Source organism: Dietzia sp. Cai40 (assembly GCF_014145165.1).
Classification (GTDB): Bacteria; Actinomycetota; Actinomycetes; order Mycobacteriales; family Mycobacteriaceae; genus Dietzia; species Dietzia natronolimnaea.
In genome coordinates this window covers 1-11480 of sequence record NZ_JAALEB010000157.1, presented here as the reverse complement: position 1 = coordinate 11480, position 11480 = coordinate 1, and the positions used below count along the sequence as shown (strand labels likewise).

Genomic DNA, 11480 nt, shown 5'->3' with positions numbered 1-11480 from the left:
CACGTCGACCCCGCCATCGGCGCCGCCGACGACGCCCGCCGTGCCCTGACCTACCGGCCCGGCGCCGCCCTGGCCCGCCGCATCCGCCTTCGCGACGGCACCTGCCGGCACCCGGGATGCACCGTCTCGGCGGACAACTGCGATATCGATCACTGTCGGCCCTTCGACCACGCCGACCCGCAGCGGGGCGGACACACCACCGAGTGCAACCTGATGTGCTTGTGTCGGCGCCATCACCGATTCAAGACCTTCTCCGGGTGGATCTACGACCTGGCGCCAGACGGCACGCTCGTCGTCGTCACTCCGGACGGCTCCACCATGCTCACCAGGCCCTCCGGCCCTTTGGCCGCGTACAGGCGCGAACAGGCCCGAGCCGAACAGGACGCCTGGGACGTCCAGCAGGCCCGCAACCCCGAGCCGGACACCGCGGACGGCGACCTGCTGTCCGAGCCCACCTACTGGGCCCGCCGTGCCGCCCGCCACCGCGCAGAACGCGCCCGGGCCGACCGCTCCGGCCCCGATCGCGCGAATCCTGATGGCACCAGGCCTCCCATCGGTCGCTGGTGGGATCGCAACAAACCGGTGGTCGGCCGTGCCGAGGAGCAGGTTCACCAGCTCCTCGACGAGATCCTCCACCCGCCACCGTTCTGAGCTCGCACAACCCGGTGGCGTGCGTCATACATTGACCGACATCGATGGATTGCCTAGGGTTGGGCGCATGAGCACCCAGGTATCGGCGACCGCCGGCCCCCCTTCCCCCGCCGATCCCGACGCCCCGGTCGCCGCGCGGATGTCCTTCCTCGACCGTTACCTGGCCGTGTGGATCCTCGCGGCCATGGCTCTCGGGCTCCTGCTCGGGCGTCTGGTGCCCGGTATCGCCGAGGCGCTGGAGGCGGTCGAGGTCGGAGGAGTCTCGGTCCCCATCGCGGTCGGTCTGCTGGTGATGATGTACCCCGTCCTGGCCAAGGTCCGCTACGACGAGACGCGTCGCGTCACCGGGGACCGCAGGCTTCTCCTGCTGTCCCTCGCACTGAACTGGCTGGTCGGTCCCGCGCTGATGTTCACGCTGGCCTGGCTGATGCTGCCGGACCTCCCCGAGTACCGTACCGGCCTGATCGTGGTCGGCCTGGCCCGCTGCATCGCGATGGTGTTCATCTGGAACGACCTCGCATGCGGCGACCGGGAGGCTGCGGCGGTGCTCGTCGCGATCAACTCGGTGTTCCAGGTGATCGCGTTCGCGGGCCTGGGATGGTTCTACCTCCAGGTCCTCCCGGGCTGGCTGGGGCTGGAGACCACCACCGCCGGGTTCTCGGTATGGGCGATCGCGCTGAGTGTCCTCGTGTTCCTCGGTATCCCGCTGCTGGCCGGGTTCCTCACCCGGCACTTCGGCGAGAAGGCCAAGGGGCGGCAGTGGTACGAGGAGTCCTTCCTGCCCAAGATCGGTCCGTGGGCGCTGTACGGCCTGCTGTTCACCATCGTCGTGCTCTTCGCGTTCCAGGGCGACACCATCATCGGACGGCCTCTCGACGTGGCGCGGATCGCGCTGCCCCTGCTGGCCTACTTCATCCTCATGTTCGGCGGGAGCCTGCTCGCCGCCCGTGCTTCAGGCCTGAACTACGCCAAGTCCACCGCGGTCGCCTTCACCGCCGCGGGCAACAACTTCGAACTCGCGATCGCCGTGAGCATCGGCACCTGGGGAGTGGCGTCCGGCCAGGCGTTGGCAGGGGTGGTCGGGCCGCTCATCGAGGTGCCCGTGCTCATCGCGCTCGTGTACGTGAGCCTGTGGGCGGGCAAGCGTCTGTTCAAGGGTGACCCGACGGTCCCGAACGCGATCCACCAGGACATGTCGGCCTCCGGCCGCTCGCCTGAGCATGGTGCTCGATGACGCACCACGCTCCGGCGCGCCCCACGGTCCTGTTCGTGTGCAAGTCCAATCGTGGCAAGTCCCAGATGGCGGAGGCGCTGCTGCGTCACGCGGCGGGGGACGCGGTGGAGGTCCACTCGGCCGGTACGCGACCCGCGCTGGGGCAGTCCCCCAACGCAGAGGCCGTGGTCGCGCTCGCCGAGCTCGGCGCCGACATGTCGGGCGGCACCGCGGCGGCGGTGGATCACGACATCATGCGCCGCGCGGACCGCGTCGTCGTACTCGGGACGGCCGCACGGCTCGAGCCCGTCGACGGGATGCGCTCGGCCATCGACGTCTGGGAGACCGATGAACCGAGCGAGCGGGGAATCGAGGGTGCGGAGCGGATGGCACTGATCCGCGACGACATCGACGCCCGCGTGAGACGGCTGTGGGCCGAGCTGTCCGAACAGGGGACAGGTCACGCCGACTGACCGCCCCCCCCCGGACCTCACGGTTAACCGGTGTAGCGTTCCGGCTCCTCGCCGAAGGTGAAGCCGCGGCCCGAGATCTGCTCCGGTGTGATCTCCACGAAGTTGTACTTGAGCGTGGGGATCCACGGCTTGAGGTCGAGTTCCTCGGCGCGGTTGATCTCAGCGAAGCTGTCGAGCCGTCGCGCTTCGCCCCGGACGACCACCGACCACGCCTCCTCGTCCTGGATGTGGTCGACCTGGAAGACCACGTCGGGGTGAACGGTGAGGCCGGCGAGCTTGCTGCCCTCCGCCGTGCGGAAGAAGATCCTGCCCTCCGTCGACAGCGCGTAGTTGACGGGGAAGATGTCGGCCCGCCCGCCCGAGACGGTGATCAGACGGCCGAGCGACTCGGTCGCCAGCAACTCGAGTGAGCGGCCCTCGTCGAATTCGGTGATCGGGTTGTGGTCCATGAAAATATTCTCCCAGGCTCCGGCCCGGTAAGGAAGACCATCGCGACCACGGACGGGGCCGCACCGGGTGACAGACGTCACTGCACGGCGGTCACCTGCGGACTCGCCCGGCAATCGGGTAACGATCCGGCGAAGGTAGATGCGGCAACCGGTCCACGTCATTACGGTGGTGAGTACCTATGAACCCAGGAGAACGAGAAGCACCCCGTAACCCTGATTCGTCCGACGCGGTTTTCCGCCCGCCCACGGCGGCAGATGGAAATCGCATGTGGGAGATCGCCCGCGACAGCGGAGTACTCGACCTGAACTCCTCCTATGCCTACGTGTTGTGGGGAGCGGAATTCTCCGAGAGTTCGGTGGTCGTCGAGGTCGAGGGCCGCGTGGTCGGCTTCGTCACCGGATTCCTGCGCCCCTCGGAGCCGGACACGATCTTCGTCTGGCAGGTGGGCGTCGACGCGGACCAGCGCGGTAAGGGTCTGGCCGCACGGTTGCTCCACAACCTCATGGACCGGCTCGCCGAGCGCGGCGTGGTCCGCCTGCGCACCACCATCAGCCCGGACAACGAGGCGTCCCAGCGCACTTTCGGCGCCGTCGCGCGCGATCGGGGCATGACGTTGTCCAGCGAGGACTACCTCGGCGCCGAACTGCTCGGCGACGGGCACGAACCCGAAGATCTCTACACGATTTCCTAACAGGGCGCCCGGACGCATCCGTCCGCCGCCGCCGCCCGACACCATTGTTGATGGAGTGATCACCACCATGACCGAAGCCACGCACGACGCCAATCTGGACACCTCGATCTTCTCCGACCGCGAATCCGAGGTCCGCAGCTATTCCCGCAACTGGCCGGTGGTGTTCGACACCGCGAAGGGTGCGAAGCTCACGACCGTCGACGGGGACGACTACCTGGACTTCTTCGGTGGCGCCGGCGCGCTGAACTACGGCCACAACGACGACGACATGAAGAGCGCGCTGCTCGAGTACATCCAGCGCGACGGCGTCACCCACTCGCTCGACAAGTACACCGTCGCCAAGCGCGCCTTCCTCGAGACCTTCACCTCGACGATCCTCGAGCCACGGGGGTTGGACTACAAGGTGATGTTCCCCGGGCCGACCGGGACGAACGCCGTCGAGTCGGCGCTCAAGCTGGCCCGCAAGGTCACCGGCCGCGAGGCCATCATCAACTTCACCAACTCGTTCCACGGCATGACCCTCGGGTCGCTGTCCGTCACGGGTAACTCCATGAAGCGCGCCGGTGCCGGGATCCCGTTGGTCCACGCCACGCCGATGCCGTACGACAACTACTTCGGCGGCGTGACCGAGGACTTCCAGTGGATGGAGCGCGTGCTGGTCGACTCCGGTTCGGGCATGAACCGCCCGGCGGCCGTGATCGTCGAGTGCGTCCAGGGCGAGGGCGGTATCAACGCGGCACGCGCCGAGTGGCTGAAGGCCCTCGACGAGCTGTGCAAGCGACACGAGATCCTGCTCATCGTCGACGACGTCCAGATGGGCTGCGGCCGCACCGGCGAGTTCTTCTCGTTCGAGTTCGCCGGCATCAAGCCGGACATCGTCACCCTGTCCAAGTCGATCGGCGGCTACGGCCTGCCGCTGGCGATCACCCTGTTCAACCGCGAGCTCGACGAGTGGACCCCGGGCGAGCACAACGGGACGTTCCGCGGCAACAACATGGCGTTCGTCACCGCCGAGGTGGCGCTGCGGAAGTACTGGTCGGACGACAAGCTGCAGAACCGCACGCTCGAGAACGGCCGGATCCTCCGCGAGCGCTTCTCCCCGCTGGTCTACAAGTACGAGGGCAAGCTCGAGCTCCGCGGCCGCGGCATGGCCTTCGGTATCGCCTTCCTGGAGAAGCCGGAGCTGGCCGCAGAGGTCATGGCCCGCTGCTTCGACAACAAGATGCTGGTCGAGACCGCCGGCCCGAGCGACGAGGTCGTCAAGTTCCTCGCCCCGCTCATCCTGACCGACGAGGAGCGCGACCGCGGAATCGAGATCTGCTACGAGGCCGTCGACCACGTCCTCGCCCAGCAGTACCTCTGAGCCCGCCCGGACCACCACACCTTCCCCGAGGAGGCACCACATGATCGTTCGCACCACCGCAGAGATCACCGACACCGACCGCCACATCAAGGGCAACAACGGCAACTGGGAGTCCAAGCGCATCGTCCTGGCCGACGACCGGGTGGGGTTCTCGTTCCACGAGACCACCATCGCCGCCGGAACGACCAACGACTTCCACTACGCCAACCACATCGAGGCCGTCTGGTTGACCCGGGGCAAGGGCACGTTGCGGGACCTCACGAACGACAAGGAGTACCCGCTCGAGGCGGGTTCGATGTACCTGCTCGACGGTCACGAGAAGCATCAGGTCATCGTGGAGGAGGAGATGCAGATGCTCTGCGTCTTCAACCCCCCGGTCGTCGGCGACGAGAACCACGACGAGAACGGCATCTACCCGCTCCTGCGCCTGCAGGACGACGGATCGGTCGTGCGCGAGAAGTAGGCCCCACACGCACCACCCGCGCCCTCCCCGGCCGGACCCGCTCCACCCGGAGCGGTGTCGACCGGGGAGTCGTGCGTGGGGGGTCGCGCGTCGGTTTCGGTCCGTTCCGGTCGCACACCCGGCCGGGCGGGAGGGCACACTGGTCGGGTGTCCACGATCGTGTTCCTCCACGCCCACCCCGACGACGAGACCTCGCAGACCGCCGGGATGATGGCCCTCGCCTCGCGCGGTGGTCACCGCGTCGTCACGGTCTTCGCCACCGACGGCGACCACGGCCAGCGACCCGACCACCTCGGGCCCGACGGCGACCTGGTCGACCACCGGCGCGGTGAGGCCCGGGCCGCGGCAGCGGTACTGGGTGTCGCCCGGATCGACTGGCTGGGGTACCGGGACTCGGGGATGACCGGTTGGGCCCAGAACGACGATCCGCTGAGCCTGCACGGCGCCGACACCGACGAGGCGGCCGGGCGACTCGCCCGGATCCTCGACAGAGAGGATGCCGACGTCCTGGTGGGGTACGACCACCACGGGAACTACGGGCACCCGGATCACCTGGCCGTCCACCGCATCGCCCGCCGCGCGGTGGAGTCGGCGGCCCGTCGCCCGCGGTTGTTGGAGGCCACGACCAATCAGGACGCCCAGCTTGAGATGCTCGACAGCCCCGAGGCGGCGGAGTTCCTGGCGGCGTTCGCGTCCGGCGGCATGGACGTGGAGGAACTGCGCCGGATGATCCTCACCGGGGACGACGGGCTGCCGGTCGGGGTCCCGCAGTCGGAGATCGCGTGGGCGATCGACCTGCCCGCGGACGTCGTGGAGCTCAAGCGTCGCGCCATGGAGTGCCACGCCAGCCAGACCAGCGACATCGGCATGATGCTGGCCCTGCCGGAGAACGTCTACGCGGCGACGTTCGGGACCGAGTACCTCATCGAGCCGGGGTCCGACCAGTCGATGCGCCGCGGGTGGCCGTTCGACTGAATCGGCCGATCCGACCAGTCCCGATCCGACCCGCCCCGATCCGACCAGCCCCGCCCCGATCCGGCCTTCAGGGCATGTCGAGCGCGCGGACCCAGTCGCCGTGGCCGTGCGCCGTGGCCAGGGGTCGCCCGTTGACGGCGACGACGAAGATGCCCTTGTGGCGCCGGATCGGTTCCGGGACCTGCTCGGCGACGTCGGGCAGGAGGGTCACCCCCTCCACGGAGATCCACACCGCGCCCGCGTCCCGGCAGAGATCGGTGACCCGGCGGACGAACTCGGCGCGGGCCTGGGGCTCGAGGTACCCGAGCACCGCGGTGTGGAACACCACCGGCGTGGACCCCGCGGGGCACGCGGCCACGGAGTCCTCCAGCTTCTCCACCAGGTCCCCCGTGATGATCCGAGGCGGGTCGGCGGCGGCGATGTCGAGCGCGGCGTCCAGGCGGGGCACGCGCTCGGACTGCTGTCCGGGCCAGATCAGGCTGCGCAGCCAGGCACGCGAGTCCGCGTGGGCGGGGTCGATAGGGGCCAGGTCGACCCCGCCACGGTGGACGACGTCGGGCAGGGACCGCGGGCGGGGGACGCCGTCGCGCAGGGCGCAGTCGAGGACCGGTGTGCCGGCGGCCGGGGCGGCCGTATCCGATCCCGCCGGTCGCAGCTCGTGGGTGGAGCCGCCGTCGAGCGCGTACCGGTAGGCGTACCGGTCCGGGTAGAGGCACAGGCCGGCGGAGGCTCCCATCTCCACGAGCGAGAGCGGGCCCGGGAGCAGGGAGAGGAACGGCAGGAGGACCGCGCACCGCTTGGCCTCGTTGGTCTGCGTGGAGTGGGTGAGGGCGATCCGTTCGATCTGCGTCCAGTGGTCGTGGACGAACTCCCGGAACACCGGGTAGTCCTCGGTCTCGGGCGCGCCGGCGTGCCGGGCGGAGGCGAAGACCAGTGCGGGCTGTCGCTTGATCCGGGGCAGGCTCCCGATGAGCTCGCACGTCGCGGGGTCCTCGGCGATCCCCCGGGCCCACGCCAGGTAGACCGGGGTGCGGCCGCGGACCTCGAACTCGGCGAACTCGGCGTAGCGGGTGGGAACGTCGTCGACGTGCGCGGAGTCCATGCGGCCAGCGTGGCACACCGGGCGCCCCGGATCACCCGGATGTGCTGGCGCGGGGGCCGCCGACCCGCTATATTGGTGATGCATCAACCACTGGCCGCGACGACGACCGTAGGAGACCCCATGGCAGACGACACCGAGTTCATCGCAGCCAAGAACGCCTCGGAGGACGGTGAGTTCGTCCGCGACGCCACCTACATCAACGATCGGGTCGTGGCGGATCTCCCGCCGGGATCGGATCCGGTCGGGGAGAAGATCGGCGAGATGCGGTGGCCCGTCGAGGCCGGCCGATACCGCCTGATGGCGGCCCGGGCCTGCCCCTGGGCCAGCCGCTCGATCATCGTCCGCCGCCTGATGGGCCTGGAGGGCGCCATCTCCATGGGACTGGCCGGACCGACCCACGACGTCAACTCCTGGGTCTTCGACCTCGACCCCGACGGCAAGGACCCGGTCACGGGGATGCACCGGCTCCAGGAGGCGTACTTCAACCGGATCCCCGACTACCCGCGCGGCATCACGGTCCCGGCCCTCGTCGACCTGCCCACCGGGTCGGTGGTGACCAACGCCTACCAGAAGCTCAACTTCGATCTGCTCACGGAATGGTCGGCGTTCCACCGCGACGGCGCCCCGGACCTGTACCCCGACGAGCACCGCGACGAGATCGACGAGTTGGACTCGTGGATCTACCCGACCGTCAACAACGGCGTGTACCGCAGCGGGTTCGCGGCCGAGCAGGGCGCGTACGAGCAGGCCTACGACGAGCTCTGGGCCTCGCTGGACAGGCTCGAGGAGCGGTTGACCACCCGTCGGTACCTCGCCGGTGACACGATCACCGTCGCCGACATCCGGCTGTTCACCACCCTGGTGCGGTTCGACGCGGTCTACCACGGACACTTCAAGGCCAACCGCAACAAGATCACCGAGATGCCGGCCCTGTGGGGCTACCTGCGCGACCTGTTCCAGACGCCCGGCTTCGGGGACACCTGCGACTTCCCTCAGATCAAGGAGCACTATTACCACGTCCACCGCGACGTGAACCCGAACGGGATCGTGCCCAAGGGGCCGGACCTGGCGGGCCTCCTCTCCCGGCATCACCGCGAGGAGCTGGGCGGCCGCCCGTTCGGTGCCGGCACCGCCCCGGGGCCGATCGACGACCCGTCCGAACGGGTCCCGGAGGGGCACGGAGCGGGCTAGTCGGGGCCTGTGGGCCTAGACTGGCTCGCTGTGAACCCGGCCCCGTCCGAACTAGGTCGTTATCGACGTAGCGCCCGACAGTTCCTCATGTTCGGGATCGTGGGCGGGTCCGGGATGGTCGTCAACATGATCGTCACGGTCCTGATGAACAGGGCCAACGGCGGGACCCAGAACGCCCAGGACATCCTGTTCCCGTTCTCGGGGACGGAGTACAACTTCCGCTTCACGACCCTGGTGTGGATCGTGGCGTTCCTGGTGGCCAATGTCTACAACTTCATGCTCAACCGGCACTGGACCTTCGGTAAGGGACACAAGGCGCCGGTCATGCAGGAGTTCTGGCCGTTCCTGCTGGTGGGATCGGTGGCCGCGGCCGCGGGGATCTTCATCAAGCTGGCCTTCACCAACCCCACCTCGCCGCTCTACCTGCCCGAACCGTGGTTCCACGAGGACGCGGGGATCCACTCCCGGGAGTACTGGAGCCAGCTGTTCACGATCCTCATCACGATGCCGATCAACTTCGTCGTCAACAAGCTCTGGACGTTCCGCTCCGTCCGTCGCCGTCACCACGCCCGCTCCACCGCGGACGCTGTGGTCTAGGGGGGGACGGTCGTGGAGTCCTCGACGCTGCTGCTGTGGATCGACCTCGTGGGGGTGTTCTTCTTCGCCCTGTCCGGCAACCTCCTGGCCGCGCGGAAGAACATCGACATCACCGGCGGTCTGGTCCTGGGCCTGTTGGCCGGTCTCGGCGGCGGCATCCTGCGCGATGTGATGCTGGGTGTCACCCCGCTCGCGTTCGCGCAGCCGGTCCTGCTGGTGCCGCCGTTCGTCGCGGCCGCGGTGGTGTACCTGCTGGGCGCGCACCTGCACCGCGTCCGGACGCTGATCATCGTCTTCGACGCGGCCGGCCTCGGCCTGTTCTGTACCTTCGGCACCGCGCGGGCGCTGGACCACGGCATGCCGGTCGCCTCGGCGCTCCTGCTCGGCGTCATCACCGCGGTCGGCGGCGGACTCATGCGCGATGTGGTGGCCAACGAGATCCCCGCCGTGTTCAACGGTTCCGACCTGTACGTCATCCCCGCCGCCACCGGCGCGGCGCTCACGGCCCTGGCCGTCTCGACGGGCACGTGGGGCCCGGTCGCCGCGGCGGTGTTGTCCGCGTTCGCGTTCGCGTTCCGGATGGTGGCGTGGCGTCTGCAGTGGCGCGTCCCGGCGCCGATGCGCGGGTGGAGTGTGCGGGGGATCGACACCCGCCTGCGGCGCGACCGGTCGGTGTTCGGCCGTCCCGGCCGGATGAAGGGCGACGACGACGAGTCCCGCCGTGACCGCGACGTCGACGACTACCGGGATCGCCCACCGAGCCCTCGCCGGTAGTGTGTGCCGTCGTGCAGTATTACCTCAGCCTGCTGGGATTCGCGGCAGTCGACTCGGTCAACCTCCTGGCCTTCGCCGTGATCGCCGGGCTCTGGCTCACGGCCGCCGGCCGCGGGGGAGGCTTCGCCTCACGCGCCGCCCGTTTCACCGGAGGAGCGTTCTGCGGCATCGTCCTGCTCTCGCTGGTGTCGGTGTGGGTGATCGGCAACAACCAGGAGTTCGTGCGCAGCCTGTTCTACAACCTCTGGGCGATGGTGGTCCTGGGCGTGGTCGGCCTGGTGATCACCGTGTTGGGACTGCGCAGACCCGCGGAGGCCAAGGAGGACAGCGTCGAGGCCCCGCTGACCCAGACCGTGCTCCAGAGGTTCGGCATCATGGTCACCGGCATCTCACTGGGTGTCATCCAGTCGGCGACCTCGGCGCCGTTCGCGGCGGGCATGGTCCTCATCTCGTTCGCCGAGACGCCGTGGTGGTCCAAGCTGCTGCAGATCCTGTTCTTCGCGGTCATCGCGATCCTGCCGAGTACTGGCCTGATCATCGCGTTGTCGAGGGTCGACTCGTCCGGTGTCGCCGCGGCGACCCGCAGGATCGACAGGTTCCTGGTCTACGGCCGCGTCGCCGGCCGGTTGCTCACGCTCGTCGTGGGTGTGGCACTCGTGCTCCTGGCGGCGGTGCGCATCGTGCAGCTCAGCGGGTGGCTGTCCTAGCCGGATCGTGTCGGACCCAGCCGGATCGTGTCGGAGCCGGATCCTAGGGTGGCGGCGATCACCGGGGAGGGTGGTCCACGAACCTGCAGGGGGAGACATGGCGGAAGACCAGACGGATCAGACCGGCGGCGCGGTGCTGTGCGAGGACGGTCTGATGCGGCCGCCCTGGGCGGCGCGTGATCCCCTGTTGCGGGAGTACTACGACACCGAATGGGGGATGCCGGTCCACGACGAGGCCGGCCTCTACGAGCGGCTCGTCCTGGAGGGTTTCCAGTCCGGCCTGAGCTGGCTGACGATCCTGCGCAAGCGACCGGCGTTCCGCGAGGCGTTCGCCGGGTTCTCGCCCGACGCGGTCGCGGACTTCGGGGAGCCCGACGTCACCCGGCTCATGGCGGACGCCCGGATCGTGCGCAATCGGCGCAAGATCGACGCGGCCATCGGCAACGCGCGCGCGGTGATCGCGCTCCGGGCGCAGGGCGGACTCGGGGAGTTGATCTGGTCCTACCGGCCGGAGCGCACCCCGGAGCCCCGGACCATGAGCGAGGTGCCCAGCCGGTCCCCGGAGTCGGAGGCGCTCGCCCGGGACCTCAAGCGACGGGGTTTCGGCTTCGTGGGCCCGGTGACGGTGTTCGCCCTGATGGAGGCCATCGGGGTGGTCGACACGCACCTGGTGGAGTCGCATCGGCGCGGCACCTCCGGCATCTGGTCACGCGAGGGCACGCCCTGACCGCGCCCGCGGTCCGACGTCAGCCCGGTGACCCGGTACCGGGCTGCTCGGCCTGATCGGCCCGGACCGGCAGGGCGGGCAGGTCGGCGCGGGGCGGGAGCCC

General features: G+C 69.2%; 14 protein-coding genes. 12 read left to right on the top strand and 2 right to left on the bottom strand.

Annotated elements, in window-relative coordinates:
* The 3 genes from G6022_RS06835 to G6022_RS06825 form a co-directional block, all read left to right on the top strand.
* Nucleotides 1-651 (top strand): HNH endonuclease signature motif containing protein (locus G6022_RS06835; protein ID WP_182691234.1); only part of this gene is annotated, 651 nt, incomplete at its 5' end.
* Nucleotides 652-790: 139 nt separating this feature from the next.
* Nucleotides 791-1885, top strand: coding sequence for an ACR3 family arsenite efflux transporter (arsB, locus tag G6022_RS06830; protein WP_241731091.1), 1095 nt, complete (start codon nucleotides 791-793; stop codon nucleotides 1883-1885).
* On the top strand, nucleotides 1882-2337 hold the full coding sequence (locus G6022_RS06825; protein ID WP_182610111.1) for a low molecular weight phosphatase family protein: 456 nt from the start codon (nucleotides 1882-1884) through the stop codon (nucleotides 2335-2337). The genes arsB and G6022_RS06825 overlap by 4 nt, the downstream gene beginning before the upstream one ends.
* A gap of 23 nt (nucleotides 2338-2360) precedes the next feature.
* Here the strand turns inward: G6022_RS06825 and G6022_RS06820 are convergent, their stop codons facing one another.
* Nucleotides 2361-2786 carry a pyridoxamine 5'-phosphate oxidase family protein gene (locus G6022_RS06820; RefSeq protein WP_179523623.1) on the bottom strand — a complete coding sequence of 142 codons (426 nt, stop codon included), beginning with the start codon at nucleotides 2784-2786 and terminating at the stop codon, nucleotides 2361-2363.
* A 179-nt stretch (nucleotides 2787-2965) separates the two neighbouring features.
* On the opposite strand from G6022_RS06820, the gene ectA reads away from it, so the two are divergent.
* The 4 genes from ectA to G6022_RS06800 all read left to right on the top strand — a co-directional run bounded on the left by ectA (nucleotide 2966) and on the right by G6022_RS06800 (nucleotide 6279).
* Complete coding sequence (gene ectA, locus G6022_RS06815; RefSeq protein ID WP_179523622.1) at nucleotides 2966-3478, top strand: diaminobutyrate acetyltransferase; 513 nt, start codon at nucleotides 2966-2968, stop codon at nucleotides 3476-3478.
* Between the two features lie 67 nt (nucleotides 3479-3545).
* Nucleotides 3546-4841, top strand: a complete 1296-nt coding sequence (gene ectB / locus G6022_RS06810; RefSeq protein WP_179523621.1) for a diaminobutyrate--2-oxoglutarate transaminase — start codon at nucleotides 3546-3548, stop codon at nucleotides 4839-4841.
* Between the two features lie 40 nt (nucleotides 4842-4881).
* Nucleotides 4882-5304 carry an ectoine synthase gene (locus G6022_RS06805; protein ID WP_179523620.1) on the top strand — a complete coding sequence of 141 codons (423 nt, stop codon included), beginning with the start codon at nucleotides 4882-4884 and terminating at the stop codon, nucleotides 5302-5304.
* Between the two features lie 147 nt (nucleotides 5305-5451).
* Nucleotides 5452-6279 carry a PIG-L family deacetylase gene (locus G6022_RS06800; RefSeq protein WP_182639330.1) on the top strand — a complete coding sequence of 276 codons (828 nt, stop codon included), beginning with the start codon at nucleotides 5452-5454 and terminating at the stop codon, nucleotides 6277-6279.
* 67 nt (nucleotides 6280-6346) lie between these two features.
* On the opposite strand, the gene G6022_RS06795 is transcribed toward G6022_RS06800, so the two are convergent.
* Nucleotides 6347-7381 carry a DUF2332 domain-containing protein gene (locus G6022_RS06795; RefSeq protein ID WP_182653599.1) on the bottom strand — a complete coding sequence of 345 codons (1035 nt, stop codon included), beginning with the start codon at nucleotides 7379-7381 and terminating at the stop codon, nucleotides 6347-6349.
* Between the two features lie 120 nt (nucleotides 7382-7501).
* Here G6022_RS06795 and G6022_RS06790 point away from each other — a divergent pair, with 120 nt between their 5' ends.
* The 5 genes from G6022_RS06790 (at nucleotide 7502) to G6022_RS06770 (ending at nucleotide 11377) form a co-directional block, all read left to right on the top strand.
* Nucleotides 7502-8572: a glutathione S-transferase C-terminal domain-containing protein gene (locus tag G6022_RS06790; protein ID WP_182639326.1), complete on the top strand. Its 1071-nt coding sequence runs from the start codon at nucleotides 7502-7504 to the stop codon at nucleotides 8570-8572.
* 30 nt (nucleotides 8573-8602) lie between these two features.
* Nucleotides 8603-9169 (top strand): GtrA family protein, encoded by a 567-nt coding sequence (locus tag G6022_RS06785; RefSeq protein WP_347237828.1) that lies wholly within the window; start codon nucleotides 8603-8605, stop codon nucleotides 9167-9169.
* A 12-nt stretch (nucleotides 9170-9181) separates the two neighbouring features.
* Nucleotides 9182-9943 carry a TRIC cation channel family protein gene (locus tag G6022_RS06780; RefSeq protein ID WP_182639325.1) on the top strand — a complete coding sequence of 254 codons (762 nt, stop codon included), beginning with the start codon at nucleotides 9182-9184 and terminating at the stop codon, nucleotides 9941-9943.
* A gap of 11 nt (nucleotides 9944-9954) precedes the next feature.
* On the top strand, nucleotides 9955-10650 hold the full coding sequence (locus G6022_RS06775) for a hypothetical protein (RefSeq protein WP_182639324.1): 696 nt from the start codon (nucleotides 9955-9957) through the stop codon (nucleotides 10648-10650).
* A 97-nt stretch (nucleotides 10651-10747) separates the two neighbouring features.
* Nucleotides 10748-11377, top strand: a complete 630-nt coding sequence (locus G6022_RS06770; protein WP_182639323.1) for a DNA-3-methyladenine glycosylase I — start codon at nucleotides 10748-10750, stop codon at nucleotides 11375-11377.
* The last annotated feature ends 103 nt before the right edge of the window (nucleotides 11378-11480 follow it).

Excerpts from the sequence above, each read along its gene's own strand:
- arsB (WP_241731091.1), top strand. The coding sequence starts at position 791 with ATGTCCTTCCTCGACCGTTACCTGGCCGTGTGGATCCTCGCGGCCATG.
- G6022_RS06825 (WP_182610111.1), top strand. The coding sequence starts at position 1,882 with ATGACGCACCACGCTCCGGCGCGCCCCACGGTCCTGTTCGTGTGCAAG.
- G6022_RS06820 (WP_179523623.1), bottom strand. The coding sequence starts at position 2,786 with ATGGACCACAACCCGATCACCGAATTCGACGAGGGCCGCTCACTCGAG.
- ectA (WP_179523622.1), top strand. The coding sequence starts at position 2,966 with ATGAACCCAGGAGAACGAGAAGCACCCCGTAACCCTGATTCGTCCGAC.
- ectB (WP_179523621.1), top strand. The coding sequence starts at position 3,546 with ATGACCGAAGCCACGCACGACGCCAATCTGGACACCTCGATCTTCTCC.
- G6022_RS06805 (WP_179523620.1), top strand. The coding sequence starts at position 4,882 with ATGATCGTTCGCACCACCGCAGAGATCACCGACACCGACCGCCACATC.
- G6022_RS06795 (WP_182653599.1), bottom strand. The coding sequence starts at position 7,381 with ATGGACTCCGCGCACGTCGACGACGTTCCCACCCGCTACGCCGAGTTC.
- G6022_RS06790 (WP_182639326.1), top strand. The coding sequence starts at position 7,502 with ATGGCAGACGACACCGAGTTCATCGCAGCCAAGAACGCCTCGGAGGAC.
- G6022_RS06770 (WP_182639323.1), top strand. The coding sequence starts at position 10,748 with ATGGCGGAAGACCAGACGGATCAGACCGGCGGCGCGGTGCTGTGCGAG.